The organism is Gemmatimonadota bacterium (assembly GCA_040882465.1).
Classification (GTDB): domain Bacteria; phylum Gemmatimonadota; class Gemmatimonadetes; order Longimicrobiales; family Gaopeijiaceae; genus JBBEBG01.
The window spans coordinates 1-13,947 of the sequence record JBBEBG010000031.1; the positions used below are offsets into that span (position 1 = coordinate 1).

A 13,947-nucleotide genomic window follows, 5' to 3' on the forward strand; every position below is an offset into this window, starting at 1 on the left:
TGCATCGTTCCGTTAATTGGTGTGCATTTGGTTTTGATATTTCTTGGTGAGTTCAATAATTTTTTTGAGTTTCTCGGGACCCTTAGTCCAGACGAATGGACCACAAGTTTTGTTATATCGATTCACATAGTCTTTGAGAAACCCAACGAGTTCTCGATTCGACCGGTGAACCGACTGCTGAAGGCCCTGTCTCGTCAAAATGGAGAAGAAGCACTCCGCCAAATTTACCCAACTTGCGTGTGTCGGGGTATAGTGAAATGTGACTTTGGGATGTTTGTCCAACCACTCTTGCGCCATCTTTCCCTTGTGTGTGTTGAGATTATCCATCACCACGCAAAGCCGCTGCCCGGGATATTCTCTGATGACCTGATTCATGAATGTGACGAAATCCGCAGCCTTGCGGGTTTTGTTCACCCATGTCGTGGCCTTACCCGTCTCAATCTCGATCGCGGCGAGCATGGTTTGCGTTCCATGCCTGACGTATTCGTTGCTCCATAGGCGGGGCTTTCCGCTGCGCAGGGGAAGAACCGGCTGGGTCCGGTCGAGCGCCTGTATCCCGGTTTTCTCGTCCATGCACAGCACCAGGGCGTTCTTGGGCGGATTCATGTAAAGTCCGACGACTTCCAAAAGCTTCTCCTCGAACATGGGATCCGGGCTGAAATTGAATGTCCGCAACCGGTGAGGGTGAAGGTCGTGTTCCACGAGTACCCCATGCACGAACGATTTGGAAAGTTTTAGTTTGCTCGCGAGGGAGCGAGTACTCCACCTGCTCAATCCCTTGGGTGGCTTGCCGCATACTGCGGTCACAATCCTTTGCTTTGTTAGTGCTGTATGTATGGGAGGCTTGCCCGGACGGGCTGCGTCTTCAAGGCAGTCGAGTCCAACTTCTATGAAGCGATTTCGGATCTTACAGACGCCGTTCCTGTGCAGATCGAGTTTTGTTCCAATCTCAACATTGCTCACGCCTTCTGCGGCCAGCAATAGCACTCGGCATCTTTTCGCCACACGCTGTTCCAGAGTATTTCGCCGCAACAATGCTTCAAGATGGGAGATCTGATCGGGATTTAACATAAGGGATTCCGCTATTCGAGCCATGGCTCAAGTGGTAGCACATAGCGTTCCAAATGCACACAGATTTAATGGACGATGCACTAGAACCTGCCTGAAATTTTGACAGACGCGCCGACTTCCACATCCTTTCTGAGGTTAGTCCTCGCGACCTATCGTTTGGCGTGACGCAGTGGCAGATCGGGAAGTCCCTTCGCACGCCAATCGGCAATGAATTTGCGGGAGGCGGCGGCTTGTTGGAGGACACTCTCCAGCGGAGCCGGTGGCCTGGCGGCCAGCGCCTTTCTCGCCGCAACAATGCGTGGATGAGGGAACCGCTGGTTCATGGAGTGATGATGGGCATTTCCAGCGGATCGCCAAGATGGGAAATCGCAAAAAGGCTTTGCCTGTGGCGCGTTCCAGATAGCTTGGCGCTCCCCGTCAAGGATAGTATCCCCGACCCGACGCCCTGCTTCTGCGGGGCGTTTCTATTTGGGACGCGCTTCGAAATCAAAACCCCGTGCGACTTGCGGGGTGACTTGCGGGGTGACTTGCGGGGTGACTTGCGGGGTGACTTGCGGGGTGGGGCCGATGGCCGCCCGGAACGTCACGATGAGCGCACCGGCCTGTTCCTCGAAAACCGGTGGCTCGACGCCCCATCGGTCACACTCCTCGATGACGCGGTTCGTGCCCCTCCCCCAGGCCTCGACGGCCCCGGTACGGTGAAAGGTCTCGGCAACGAGGGGGTTGCGAAGGACAGACCGATGGGGTCCGGAAAGCATTTCCGCGGTGATTCCAGATGGAAGTCCACCGTCGCTCCGGATCTCGATCCGATCGTCGAACACGGCGACGGCCACATGTCCGCCGGGTTGGGCATAGTCGCGGTGCATGACCGCGTTGAGAAGCACTTCCCGCAGCGCATCAGGCGGCACAGGAAGCCGGTCTTCGCGCTCGATCCGGCCCTCGACGAAGCGTGCCGAGAGAGGCAAGGTGCGGTCGAGGAAGGCCATCGCCTCGCGGACCATCGCGAACGCGTGCATGTACTCCTGCTTGTTGTCCAAGATCTCCCCGGTGATCTTCGCGCCGCGGAAGCGGCCCAGCTTCAAGCGCCCCTGCGGGTAGTCGGGCAGGAACCGGGTGCCATAGAGCATCTGGGCAGCTTGCGTGATCACGCCGTCCCGGCGGAGGGCGAGCCGATCCAAGATGTCACCGACGTCCGTGCTCGTACCGGCGGAAATGCGGCGGTGGCGGATGGCGGCCTCCCGCGTCCTCAGGATCTCCTCGTGATCCAGATCCTCGAGTCGGACGCCCACGGCTGGCTGATTCTCCCACCGCCTTCGGGCATGGGCACGTTCCAAAAGGAGGGATTCGTACCGCTCCTGCGGCATACGTGAGGTGGTGGTGCCTGTACGCTGGTAGGGTCGCCCATCGTAGATGAATGGTCGCGCATCGGCGATCCGCGGCGCCTGGAGAACGATCACCGATCTGGTCGTGCCAGGGATCGGAAGGATGTGGCTCTCCACGGGAGCCGGTGGTTCGAAGCGGTCCAGCATCCGGGCAATGTCCTGCTGCGTCGTGTCCGCGACATCCTGCCCGACGATCTTTCCATCGGGCGCCACGCCGATCACCACGAGACCTCCGTTGCCATTCAGGAAGGCGCAGAGCGTGCCGCCGGCACGCGGGAGCTGTGCGGTCGACGTCTTAAACTCGACGGCCTCCGACTCGCCGTTCGCAACGACCCTTTGTAGCTCGTTCAGGTCCACCGCGATCTACTCCCAGCCTTCCCCGTGGAACTGCCTTCATCAGAATTCACGGACATGATCATCAATCCGCCACAGGCAAGCTACCCCCGGGATCCCCAGGCACTTCCACGCTTCCAGCGGCGATGAGGGGGAGCGCGTGCGGCGCTGCCCGGGCTCTCCGGGGGGGCCCAGGCGACGCGGCGCGCTCCCGTCCGACCGATCGGACAGCCCTCACCAACTCAGGTTGCTGGCAGATCTCGGTCCGCAGGGGGCGGTGTTCGGGTTCACTGCCTCACCTCCCGGATGTGCTTCCTCCATTCGCCGAGATCCGGCGTAGGCCGCCCGTTTGAACGTCGCTCCGCGCCGATCGCTCCGTTGCGGAGCGCCTGGAGCGCCGTGCGGGGCACGCGCCATTCCCTTCCCTGAAGCCGGTAGGAACCAGGGAGTCGGCCCGACGCGCACCACGTCCGGATCGTGCTCGCCCCACGGTTCATGAGAACGGCCACATCTTCGACGGTGAGATCCACCGCCTCTCCCCCGCACTCCTCCACCAGGCCCCGCACCCACTCCACCGGTACGAGCGCTCCATCCGGAATCGGTTGAAGCGCCTGCCGAAGTCGGGCATGGACGTCCAGCCTTAGCCGCGCATCATGGGTCCCTTGAGCAGCGCTCCCCTGCAGTTCCCTTCCCATCCCCCTCCCCTCCTCCCTCTCCACCTGCCGACTAACTTGTGCATAACATACGCATGCGCTATAATACTAACGCGACACTGCCGCTGGCGCAAGTATGACTTTCTAGCGCAGGAGGGCAATCGTGGTTCGCCAGAGAGGGACAAAGGGATACGCCGACCGCCTGGCGCAGGCGCTCGCAAGAGGCCCCCGGCCGATGAGCGTGCGGGCGCTGACGAAGGCGATGCACGATCAGTACGAGGGACTGCGGGGCACGAGCTATGGCGGGATTCGTCAGTACGCCGAGGACAAGGTCCGCTCCCCCCGCATCGAGCTCCTCCGCGCGATTGCCGATGTGCTCGGAATCCGCTGGGAGTGGCTGGCCTTCAACGAAGGCAAGATGACGGAAAAGGAGCAGCAGATCAGCGACCTGGTGGAGGATGGTGTGGCGCGGGACGCTGATGTGGAAGCGGCTGAGGGGCTCGAGGAAGCGATCGCCGGAGTCCGCGAGGGATTCGGAGAGGGCGCGGAGCGGCTCCTGGACACGGCAGTCCGACGGGCCGTGATCCTGCACTCGTGGCAGTGCCTCACCTCAACAGTTAGCGATGCAAGCGACACCACGAACCGGGCCCTCGCCTGCCGCCTCGGAGAGGTGCTTGCCGCCGCGCCACGAATCTTCGGCGTAGACCTCGATTCCCTGCCCGACGATAGCCTCACGGACTACGCCGTCATGGCGACGTCCGCGGTTCGGCACCTGTATCCAGAATCCTCGGCCCCCTTCGGTCGGCTTGGCGTGCGCAGCACGGAGGACACGGATGCCGAGGCGTAGGGAAAGCCGGATCTACTGGCGGGAGCAGGGCGGAGAGCGCCGAGCCTACGGCGACTTCCGCGATCTCGGTGGCGGGCGCGAGGCTCTCATTCCGGAGGGCTCAGCGCGGGCGACCACGGACGCGGATGTGGCAGCCAAGCTAGTGTCCCGTCCCAGAGATAGCATGACATAGTCTCTGGATCTTGTGGAGGATGGAGTCGGCGGTGGCGGTCCACAAGAACGGTTGGGCGTCGGGGTTGTAGGAGTCGGTGAAGTGACGGATGCGGTCGACGAGCTGGCCGACGGAGGAGAAGGAGCCGCGGCGGATGGCCTTTTGAGTAATGATGTTGAACCAGATCTCGACCTGATTGAGCCAGGACGAGTACGTAGGAGTGAAGTGAAGGTGGTAGCGGGGTCGAGCGGCGAGCCAGTGTCGAACGTTCGCGTGTTTATGGGTGCTGTAGTTGTCGACGATGAGATGCACGTCGAGCTCGGGCGGAACGTTGGCATCGATATGCTTGAGGAACCGCAGGAACTCCTGGTGGCGGTGGCGAGGGGAGCAGCGCGCGAGGACCTGGCCGCTCGCCACATCGAGGGCAGCGAAGAGCGTGGTGGTGCCGTGACGGACGTAGTCGTGGGTGACGCCCTCGACGTAGCCGAGGCCAAGGGGCAAGAGAGGCTGAGTCCGCTCGAGCGCCTGGGTCTGACTCTTCTCGTCGACGCAGAGCACCATGGCGTGGTCGGGGAGATTGAGGTAGAGGCCAACGATGTCATGGACCTTTTCGACGAAGAACGGATCCGTGGAGAGCTTGAAGTGCTTTTGCCGATGGGGCTGGACGTTGAACAGGGACCAGACGCGTTGAACGGTGGACTTGGATAGGCTCGTCGCTTTCGCCATGGAACGGCAGCTCCACTGGGTGCTGCCATCGCGAGGCTTCGTATCCAGAGTCTTTTGGAGAAGCCGCATGACCTCGTCGTCTTCGATCGTTCGCGGCTTCCCAGGCCGGCGCTCTTCGTACAAGCCCATGAGCCCCTGGGTGCGGAAGCGTTCGCGCCATTTGCCCACGGTCTGGCGAGTCATCCCAACCTCGCGCGCGATCGCACCGTTGGTCAGGCCGTCGGCACTGAGAAGCACCGTCCTCGCGCGACGCACGAGACCGGCCGGCAAACTCCGTGATCGTACCAACGATTCCAGTTCCTCGCGCGCTCCGTTGCTGAGCTCGAGAGGCTTCATCGGGCGTCCTCGGGTCATCGCTCTCCTCCCGGTTTGGGGTACCGGAAGTCAATGTATGACCCCTTCTATCTATTGTACAGTTACTTCTGGGACATCACACTAGTGGGCGACCGCGTAGAGCAGCTGGTAGCCCAGCGACGGAACCGCGCGATTCTCGGAGTGGCGCGGGACGCCCCGCTTGCCCGCTTCGTCCAGGAGCACCTCATCGCGAAGGCCAAGGCGAACCGGATCACGGTCGTCGAACTGGGCAAGATCGAGCTGCGGCTCCAGCGGGCCGTGGAGTTCTTCGGCTCCGAACGGGAGGTGGGCAGCATCGGCGTGGCGGACGTGGAGCGATGGGTGGATCACCTTTCCAAGCTTCCGGGGCGCCGGGGCCGGGGACTCACCGCTTCCAGCCTTCGCCAGCACCTGAGCGCGCTTTCCAACCTTTACCGCCGCGCCCAGGCGGAAGGCGTCGTGCCACCGGGGTTCAACCCTCCGACGGCCATGATGGACAAGCCCAGACCCGTTCGGGAAGAGGCCCGGTGGCTGGAAGTCCACGACTGCGCTCTCGTCCTCGAGGCCGCGCGCGTACACCGCACGGAGCGGGACGACGAGATTCGTGATCTCGACCCACTGGTCGCGACCTTCCTTCTCACCGGCCGGAAAAGTGAGATTCTCGGCCTGGAAGTCGAGGACGTGAGCTTCGACCGGCGCACGGTCACTTTTCGCCCGAACGAGTGGCGCCGGCTCAAAACCGCTACGTCCCACCGGAGTGTGCCCCTCTGGCCTCAGCTCCACGAGATCCTCAAGGCGTACCTCTCGGGCGGCGCCAGCTCCAACGGGAAGGCTCCGGTGGCAAAGGTTCGCCGCACCTCCGGGCTCCTCTTCCCCAGCGTTCGCACCGGGAAGATGATCCACGACATGCGGAAGGCCCTGAACGGAGTCGCGGAACGCGCGGGCTGGGAAGCCGGACAGCTCACGACGAAGATGTTCCGGCACTCATACTGCGCGGCCCGGCTCCAGAGCCTGGATCAGGGCGCCCCCGTGAGCCCCTTCACGGTGGCCCGCGAGCTCGGGCACGGAGGCATGGCGATGGTGAACCGGGTGTACGGGCACCTGGGCCAGGTACGGCACCGGGCGGAGGTGGTGGAGTTCCGCGCGGACCAGCACAAGAAGTGCCTCGGAAAGCGGCTCACCGCCGTTCGCGCGTGGAAGCCGGCACAGTGCCAGGCGACCACGCCAGGGGGCGAGCGGTGCCGCGTCCGCGGGAAGCTGAGCGAGCACGGCCTCTGCCTCTGGCATGACCCGGCGAGGAGGGAGGCGGCACGGAGGGCGCGGCCGAATGCGCGGGGGTAGGCCGGGATCCCAACAATCTTCCAGAGGGCAGGATGTCAGTCTTATCCGCCGCGCGCACCTGGCCTAGCAAAGGGAATCACATTCGGATCCGGTGGCTGGTTGGGAAGCTCTGATGCCATCGGCTCGATCAATGACGCCACATCAAACTTGCTCAACCCGCTGCTCCGCAGGATCTCGTCAATCCTGAGCCCCTGCTGTGCAAGCGACTTACTGGCCTGTGCCACCAGTGATGGCTGTTCCTTCTCACCCTCGGCAGGTTCGTCCCACCGCCATCCTCTTCGGTTGAGCTGCACGTATGCGCGCCGATAGGTGGCCTCGCCAAAAATCTCAAGCTGGTGGGCCCTCGTGACTAGGGCAGCGAGCGACACGTTCCAGCGTTCCTTTAGTTCGATGAACCGTCCCCAGGAAAGAGTTCGGGGACATTCCACCTCGAACTGCGCTCGTGGTAGTAGGAACGCCCCAGCGAATCGATCCGCCTGTGCTTCCAGGATTTTGTCACCGGGGATCGCATCAGAGTGCAACAGCAGGTGCCCTAGTTCATGAGCGGCGTCAAAGCGGCGCCTCGAAGCCGACTTGCTGCTAACAAGAAAGATGACGGGTCGCTGTGACGACCATCCCGAAAAGGCGTCCAGCTGCTGGTCTTGGCTCGCGAGTTCAAGAACCACCGCGCCGAGGTTCTCAAGCAACCAGATCATATTTGCTATCGGTCCGGGGCCAAGGCTCCACTCCTGACGCAGGTCCTCGGCCAAATTCTCGACTGCGGCCGTGGCCCCGTGTACCGGAATACTGACATGTCGGATACGGACCGACGGAAAGGTCAAGTAGTCCGCGAGTCGCTCGATGATTTCGAGGCGGAGCTGGCCGTTGGCGACAACCTTGCGCTTCTCTCTAACGCCGGCCGATCGCTGCTGGCGAAAGTGACATCGCTCGATCGTCAAGCGCGTGGGGAGAGTAAATGAGAAGAACTCCGGTCGTACACCGAGAACATCAGCGAGACGCCGGACGGTCTCGTCGGAGGGAGCTGCGTCTCCGTTTTCGAATTGCGTAATTGCAGCGGGAGTCACGCCGACGCGATCGGCGAGATCTTTCCTGGACCACTCCCGAGCTTCGCGGATCACCGTCAGGCGCTCGGGAACAAACAGATGCTCCAATGTTTGGCTCTCCTCGCGGGGTCACGTGGGCGCTCGGGAAAACGGCAATTCACACCGGCTGCCTAGGTTTCTTTCTGTTCGATTGCGGGTAGGGCGCGAGGCGGCAGAAGCACGGGGCCGACCGGAACGGGCTGCGGCAAATCACCAATGTCCTGACCAGGAGCCCAAAGCCTCTCGGTATACCCCCACTCGACGATCCGACCCTGGTCCTCTGCAGTCGGCTCCATCAAATAGACGCCCGTGCATCCTTCGTCGGGGTTTCCGGTATGGGCCAACACCAATGCAGCCGGTAGACCGGTTGGCTCGCTTTGATCAAACAGTTCCACTTGAAGCCGCAAGTTCATCTGGGTAAGGAGTCCTGCTCCAATGTTATTGAGCGGGAACGACTCCTCCCACTTGCTTTCCGCTTCCGGCAACCGGTATGACGCCAGGATGGTGCCGTTCGAATTGAGCCAGAAGACGCGCCGTGCCTCGTGCCGTGTGAGACCATGGCTGGATCCTTCGGCCCGGAGGTAATCGCGTATCCGCTTGAAAATGAACCTCCATACCTGATTTCCGAACGTGTGCCGATCATGGCCGTCCTCAGGTACATGATACTGTGTCTTCACCAAACGGTATGACTGGCGCACCGCTCCAACCAACGCACCTCGCACAGCCCGAGGAATTCGAATAGCTAATTCCTGCTCGATCTGAGTCTGAGTGTACACGTTTTGGCCCAGTCAAAGGGAGACAAACCACTGATTGGAGCCAAGATACGCGCACGGTGCGCAGTTTGCAACAGTAAATTAAGTGCTCCGCGAGTCGAGCCCTCATAGCCGCAGTAAGGAAACGGCGCACCGCGCCGCCCGGGCTCTCCGGGTGACCCGGAGCGCGGCGCGATCTGACACTGTCCAAGAGGGCTCCGATTCACGCCCGGACAGGGGGTCGTTTGTCACTGTTATCGTCACTGGTCGTTTTTCGCTCCGAAAACTCGAAGCTCTCCGACGCCGTAAGACGCTGGAGAGCTTCGAGTTACCCAGTGGGCCCGGCAGGACTTGAACCTGCGACCCTTCGATTATGAGTCGAGTGCTCTGACCAACTGAGCTACGGGCCCGTGGGGCGGCCGAGACCGCCCGGTCCGGAAGCTACGCCCTTCTCCTCCCCCCCTCCAGGCTGCGGTTCAGGACTTGACCACGTACCGAAGGCGCGCCGCTACCCCGTGCCCTTCGGCGTCGAGCCGCGCCGCGCCCTCGAGGGACAACTCCTCTACCTCCGCCCCTCCTTCCAACGCGATCCCCACCAATCGATCGGCGTAGTCCGGATTCGCAACAATGTAGCTGCGGCTGAGGAGCAGGGTGTCCACCCTTCCCTCCGTCAGGGCCAGCTCCACATCCCGCGCGCCAAGAGCACCTTTTCCCCCCGCCATGGCATGATTCACGACTTCGTCCAACATCGCAGCCTGCATGGACTGGTGGACCGCCGAAGCGGCCTCCGAGGTGAGTTCTCGGACCTCGGCGTCGGACATGGCAAGGAACGCGGAAGGCCGCTCCACCGTCCTCTCGCGGAGCGAAGGGGAGAACTGGTTTACGGTCGAGGCGATGGCCTCCGGGAGCCCGCCGACCACCACGAAGCCTGTGGTACCCGTCCGGTCGGCAACGACCTGATGCACGCGCTTCACGAGACGCTCCGATTCGTTCTCCTGGGACCATTGTGCCGCATCGGTGCCCGTTTTCCCGCGCACACCCGTGTACCCCGTGGCCCGCTTCGAGATGTTGATGCTCGCAAAGTCTTCGAGGACGGCGTCACTCAGCAGGTCTTCCCTTTCGGTGAGAATTCCGTCCGCGTATTCGAAGATTCGTGCCTTTCGCGAATCGACGAGGACGGTAACCACGAGCCGCTCCTGCTTCAGTGCCCGCACGTACGGCGCGATTCTAATCCCCGCATCCCATCGCGCGAGATCGGGCATCGGGACGGGAACGGCTTCACCGTAGATCAGCCGATCGCCCGTCGCGAATCCGACCCATGCGCGGCCGGGGAGGAACTGTTCGTATTGGGAGAGCTGGCCCTCAATACGCTTGGCAGCCGCCTCGAAGTCCCCGGAATCCCCCGCCCCGGACGACTCCAGCGACTTCCTCAGATCCGCGAGAGCGCGTTCGAAGCGCTTCCGCCAGACCCCGCGTTCCGCGAAGTCGTGGTTGCTTCCGTCGAGGTACACGCTCAGGACTTTCGTTTCTTGCCACTCCCGGTGCAATCGAGCCAAGTCGTCCCGCGTCAGCATTCGGTTCCTTGGGATCTGGGTTTCTGCGCCCTGCCGTAGGCCTGCCGCTCATGTTTCCCCCCAAAGGCGTCAGGGGTTCCCAGAACTCCGGAGCTTCACGAGGGTAGCCCGACCCGTGAACGGAGCCATGTCGCGGGCACGGGCCCGCATGATCCAGCACGATCTCGAGGCGCGAGGGATCCACGATCCCCGCGTGCTCGGCGCCATGCGCCGACTCCCCCGTGAGGAGTTCCTTCCGGCGGGGAGGAGAGCGCTTCCCGAAGAGGTCTACGGGGACGCCGCCCTGCCGATCGGCCGCGGCCAGACCCTCTCCCAGCCCTATATCGTGGGGGCCATGACTCAGGCTCTCGGCCTCGCGGACGAAGACCGCGTCCTCGAAGTCGGGACGGGGACCGGGTACCAGACCGCGGTTTTGGCTTCGATCGCGGCGGAGGTGTGGACAGTGGAGCGCGATCCCGTCCTCGCCGAGGAAGCACACGCCCGTCTCGATCGCCTCGGTTTCGCGAACGTCCGATATCTGATCGGAGACGGCACCAAGGGGTGGCCGGAAGGCGCCCCCTACGACGCGATCCTGGTGACGGCGGGGGGTCCGTCGGTCCCGGCGGCGCTCAAGTCCCAGCTCGGGCCCGGAGGCCGCCTCGTCGTCCCGGTGGGATCCCGGTCCCTCCAGGAGCTCATCCGGATCTCGCGGCAGGACGATGGGCGGGAGGCGGAACCGGAGGTCCTCATGGAGTGCCGCTTCGTCCCCCTCGTGGGCGCCGAGGGGTGGAGCCCGACCTGGTCCGAGCGCTTGCGCGCGTGACCTCCTTTCGCAGGGCGTCCACTTCCATTTTAGTCAGCTCCCGAGACTCTCCGGGTGCCAAGCCGGCCAGCGTGATCGGGCCAAAGGCGATCCGGGAGAGGCGCTGGACGGAGTGACCGACGGTCTCCAGCAAGCGCCGGACCTCGCGCTTGCGTCCTTCTCGGAGGACCAGAGTCATCACCACGCCCTTTCCGCCCTTGAGCGTCTCTTCGATCCGGACCCGCTCGGCCTTCGCCACGCCGTCCTCCAGCTCGACCCCGGACTGGAGAGCCGCAAGGGCGTCCCGGTCCGGCACCCCTCCCACGACCGCCCGGTATTCGCGCGCCACCTCGCCGGACGGATGGGTCAACGCGTGCAAGAGATCGCCGTCGTTGGTGAACAGGAGAAGCCCATCGGTCTCCTGGTCCAGGCGCCCCACGTAGCGGAGCTGCCGATCCTTTGGGGGGAGGAGGGAATAGACCGTCGGGCGACCCTGGGGATCTCGACGGGTGGTCACGGTCCCACGCGGCTTGTTCAGGAGAATCCAACGGATGGGATCCTGCGAGATCTCGCGGCCATCCACCTCGATTCTGTCCCGGGCCGGGTCCACTCGCGTGCCCAGTTCGGAGACCCGTTCCCCGTTCACGCGCACCCGCCCGCGAAGGATCATCTCTTCGGCCTCCCGCCGCGAAGCGACCCCCGCTCTCGAGAGAACCTTCTGGAGCCGTAGCCCGGGAGAGCTCACGCCTCTTCGCCGAATCCCTCGCCGACCTCCTCGTCGCCTGCCGCCGGTGACCCGTTCGACTCCTCCGGGAGGACGGGAATGGTCCGGTCCCGGAGAATGATGGGGAGCTCTTCGGGGCGGGGGAGGTCTTCGAGCGAGCGAAACCCGAAGTGCTCCAGAAAGGTGACGGTGGTGCCGTAGAGGAGGGGGCGGCCGAGGCCCTCGGCCCGCCCGGCGACTTCGATCAGCCCCCGGTCCTGGAGGGTGCGGATGACCCCGACGGAACCGACGCCCCGGACGTACTCCATTTCGAGTCGTCCGATCGGCTGCCGGTAGGCGACGATGGCGAGGGTCTCCAGAGCAGGACCGGAGAGCCGCCCGGGCCGCGGGACGGTGTCGAAGCGCTCGAGATAGGGCGCGAACTCCGGGCGCGTGAGGAGCTGGAATCCTTCGGCGATCTCGACGACTTCGAAGGCCTGCTCGCCCGCCGCGTACCTCGTCCGCAGGACCCGGATCGCCTCCTCGACCGCATCCTCGTCCAACGACTCGTCCGCCCTCGCGATCTCTTCGGCGCGAAGCGGGGCGTCGCTCGCAAAAAGGACCGCCTCCACGATTTGCTCGCTCCTCACGTCGGTTCTCCCTCCTCCTCGTCGGAATCGGCCCTACGGTGGACCCAGAGCTCGTGAAACGGTTCGGTCTGGCGGAGGAGGACCCGGCGCCGGCGGGAAAGCTCCAAACCCGCCAGCAAAGTCATCACCCCGTGCATTTTCTCGCGGAAGGGCTCCAGGAGACGCCGGAACTCGACGCTCGTCGCGCTACGGAGCGCCTCCAGGATCAGGTCGGCCTTCTCATCCATGGTAATCGTTCGGGGCGTGACCCGGTGCTCTCGATCGAGGGGATCGAGGAGCTTCACGGCTAGCGCAGCCTGGAAAAGCTCGTCCCACGTGGTTTCGAGCGGGAGCTCATCCGCCTCGGGCATCGGGCGCACCGGGAGGTATCCCTTTCCGAACCGCCGCGCCCGATGGGCCTCCGCAGCCGCGAGGCGCCCGGTGATCTCCTGGATCTGCTCGTATTCGAGGAGGCGCCGCACCAGCTCCGCCCGCGGATCCTCGTCCTCCGCCTCCAGGGGCTTCGGGAGGAGCAGCTGGGCCTTGATGCGGACAAGCGTCGCGGCCATCTCGAGGAACTCGCCCGCGGAATCGAGATTCCCCGCACCGATTCCCTGCACGGCGCCGAGGAACTGCTTCGTGATCCGGGCGATGGGGATATCGAAGATGTCGATGTCCTGCTGCCGGATGAGGTGCAGGAGGAGGTCGAGCGGTCCCTGGAAGCGCTCGATGTCGATGACGAAACGCTCGTCGTCGTCGCGGGGAGTTCGAGCCGGCGGGGACACCGTCGTCACAGGCCGAGCACCGCGAAGAGCGAGTCCACGATGAAAGTGACCGGCCCCATGACGAGCCCGAATCCCCCGGGGACGAAGAAAAGGAAGGCGAGAAGCGCGATCGCGCCGAATCGCCCGAATGCGTCGTAGGCGCCCCGGAGGGCCTGGGGAAGCAGGTGGCGCACGACGTGCGAGCCGTCGAGCGGGGGAACCGGAATCAGGTTGAACACGGCGAGGATCACGTTGATCAGGACGCCGTAGTAAAGGGCAGACTCCACGTAGCCCCAGGCGCCGCCCGCGGGAGCGAAGCGCACCAGGGGGATCATGGCCAGCGCAAAGACGAGGGCAAGCAGGAGGTTCACCGCGATCCCGGCCAGTGAGACCCGGATATCTCCCCAAACGGGATCCCGGAAGTTCGCCGGGTTCACCGGGACGGGCTTCGCCCAGCCGAAGATGAATCCCCCGGGGAGCGAGGCGAGCACGACCGGAATGAGGATCGAACCGATCGGGTCCAGATGCGGAATCGGGTTCAGGGTGATGCGCCCCAGCCGCTCCGCCGTGTCGTCCCCCTCGCGACGCGCCACCCACGCGTGGGCGACCTCGTGGAGGATGACGGAAAGGAGGAGGATACCGATGAGGAGGATCAGGTCCATGAGGCCGGAAAGGTATTCTAGCCGGTGACCCGATACCACCCCCGCCCGGTCCGACCTCGTGGCCGTCGTCCGCGGGCTGCCCAGGGGGACTCCGGAAGGCCCCCCACCGTTGATCTCCCGGCCCCTCAGCTGTATCTTTTCGAGCTTTTCCAGGCCGTACGCC

General features: G+C 63.8%; 13 protein-coding genes and 1 tRNA gene. 3 read left to right on the forward strand and 11 right to left on the reverse strand.

What is annotated here, in order from left to right:
- Positions 1-12: 12 nt before the first annotated feature.
- The 3 genes from WEG36_11330 to WEG36_11340 form a co-directional block, all read right to left on the reverse strand.
- Positions 13-1,071 (reverse strand): IS630 family transposase, encoded by a 1,059-nt coding sequence (locus tag WEG36_11330; protein MEX1258199.1) that lies wholly within the window; start codon positions 1,069-1,071, stop codon positions 13-15.
- 464 nt (positions 1,072-1,535) lie between these two features.
- On the reverse strand, positions 1,536-2,810 hold the full coding sequence (locus WEG36_11335) for an ATP-binding protein (protein ID MEX1258200.1): 1,275 nt from the start codon (positions 2,808-2,810) through the stop codon (positions 1,536-1,538).
- A 263-nt stretch (positions 2,811-3,073) separates the two neighbouring features.
- A complete protein-coding gene (locus tag WEG36_11340; GenBank protein ID MEX1258201.1) occupies positions 3,074-3,481 on the reverse strand; it encodes a helix-turn-helix domain-containing protein in 408 nt (135 codons plus the stop codon).
- 121 nt (positions 3,482-3,602) lie between these two features.
- Here WEG36_11340 and WEG36_11345 point away from each other — a divergent pair, with 121 nt between their 5' ends.
- On the forward strand, positions 3,603-4,286 hold the full coding sequence (locus WEG36_11345) for a hypothetical protein (protein MEX1258202.1): 684 nt from the start codon (positions 3,603-3,605) through the stop codon (positions 4,284-4,286).
- 139 nt (positions 4,287-4,425) lie between these two features.
- On the opposite strand, the gene WEG36_11350 is transcribed toward WEG36_11345, so the two are convergent.
- A complete protein-coding gene (locus tag WEG36_11350; GenBank protein ID MEX1258203.1) occupies positions 4,426-5,517 on the reverse strand; it encodes an IS630 family transposase in 1,092 nt (363 codons plus the stop codon).
- A gap of 33 nt (positions 5,518-5,550) precedes the next feature.
- Between WEG36_11350 and WEG36_11355 the strand changes: the two genes are divergently transcribed.
- Positions 5,551-6,837 carry a site-specific integrase gene (locus WEG36_11355; protein ID MEX1258204.1) on the forward strand — a complete coding sequence of 429 codons (1,287 nt, stop codon included), beginning with the start codon at positions 5,551-5,553 and terminating at the stop codon, positions 6,835-6,837.
- A gap of 41 nt (positions 6,838-6,878) precedes the next feature.
- Here WEG36_11355 and WEG36_11360 read toward each other — a convergent pair whose 3' ends face one another.
- The 3 genes from WEG36_11360 to WEG36_11370 all read right to left on the reverse strand — a co-directional run bounded on the left by WEG36_11360 (position 6,879) and on the right by WEG36_11370 (position 10,245).
- Positions 6,879-7,988, reverse strand: a complete 1,110-nt coding sequence (locus tag WEG36_11360) for an ImmA/IrrE family metallo-endopeptidase (GenBank protein ID MEX1258205.1) — start codon at positions 7,986-7,988, stop codon at positions 6,879-6,881.
- A gap of 1,019 nt (positions 7,989-9,007) precedes the next feature.
- Positions 9,008-9,081: transfer RNA gene (locus WEG36_11365), tRNA-Ile, on the reverse strand.
- A gap of 66 nt (positions 9,082-9,147) precedes the next feature.
- A complete protein-coding gene (locus tag WEG36_11370; protein MEX1258206.1) occupies positions 9,148-10,245 on the reverse strand; it encodes a hypothetical protein in 1,098 nt (365 codons plus the stop codon).
- Between the two features lie 127 nt (positions 10,246-10,372).
- Between WEG36_11370 and WEG36_11375 the strand changes: the two genes are divergently transcribed.
- Positions 10,373-11,047: a protein-L-isoaspartate(D-aspartate) O-methyltransferase gene (locus WEG36_11375; GenBank protein ID MEX1258207.1), complete on the forward strand. Its 675-nt coding sequence runs from the start codon at positions 10,373-10,375 to the stop codon at positions 11,045-11,047.
- On the opposite strand, the gene WEG36_11380 is transcribed toward WEG36_11375, so the two are convergent.
- From WEG36_11380 to WEG36_11395, 4 genes are read right to left on the reverse strand one after another with little or no spacing between them, the layout of a single operon-like run.
- Positions 10,971-11,771 carry a pseudouridine synthase gene (locus WEG36_11380; GenBank protein ID MEX1258208.1) on the reverse strand — a complete coding sequence of 267 codons (801 nt, stop codon included), beginning with the start codon at positions 11,769-11,771 and terminating at the stop codon, positions 10,971-10,973. The genes WEG36_11375 and WEG36_11380 overlap by 77 nt on opposite strands.
- The gene (gene scpB, locus WEG36_11385; protein ID MEX1258209.1) at positions 11,768-12,379 is read right to left on the reverse strand and encodes an SMC-Scp complex subunit ScpB; all 612 of its coding nucleotides are present in this window, start codon (positions 12,377-12,379) and stop codon (positions 11,768-11,770) included. The genes WEG36_11380 and scpB overlap by 4 nt, the downstream gene beginning before the upstream one ends.
- On the reverse strand, positions 12,376-13,152 hold the full coding sequence (locus WEG36_11390; GenBank protein MEX1258210.1) for a segregation/condensation protein A: 777 nt from the start codon (positions 13,150-13,152) through the stop codon (positions 12,376-12,378). Before WEG36_11390 ends, scpB begins: the two co-directional genes overlap by 4 nt.
- The gene (locus WEG36_11395) at positions 13,149-13,823 is read right to left on the reverse strand and encodes a site-2 protease family protein (protein ID MEX1258211.1); all 675 of its coding nucleotides are present in this window, start codon (positions 13,821-13,823) and stop codon (positions 13,149-13,151) included. Before WEG36_11395 ends, WEG36_11390 begins: the two co-directional genes overlap by 4 nt.
- Positions 13,824-13,947: the final 124 nt, after the last annotated feature.

Excerpts from the sequence above, each read along its gene's own strand:
- WEG36_11330 (MEX1258199.1), bottom strand. The coding sequence starts at position 1,071 with ATGTTAAATCCCGATCAGATCTCCCATCTTGAAGCATTGTTGCGGCGA.
- WEG36_11340 (MEX1258201.1), bottom strand. The coding sequence starts at position 3,481 with ATGGGAAGGGAACTGCAGGGGAGCGCTGCTCAAGGGACCCATGATGCG.
- WEG36_11350 (MEX1258203.1), bottom strand. The coding sequence starts at position 5,517 with ATGACCCGAGGACGCCCGATGAAGCCTCTCGAGCTCAGCAACGGAGCG.
- WEG36_11355 (MEX1258204.1), top strand. The coding sequence starts at position 5,551 with ATGTATGACCCCTTCTATCTATTGTACAGTTACTTCTGGGACATCACA.
- WEG36_11370 (MEX1258206.1), bottom strand. The coding sequence starts at position 10,245 with ATGCTGACGCGGGACGACTTGGCTCGATTGCACCGGGAGTGGCAAGAA.
- WEG36_11375 (MEX1258207.1), top strand. The coding sequence starts at position 10,373 with ATGTCGCGGGCACGGGCCCGCATGATCCAGCACGATCTCGAGGCGCGA.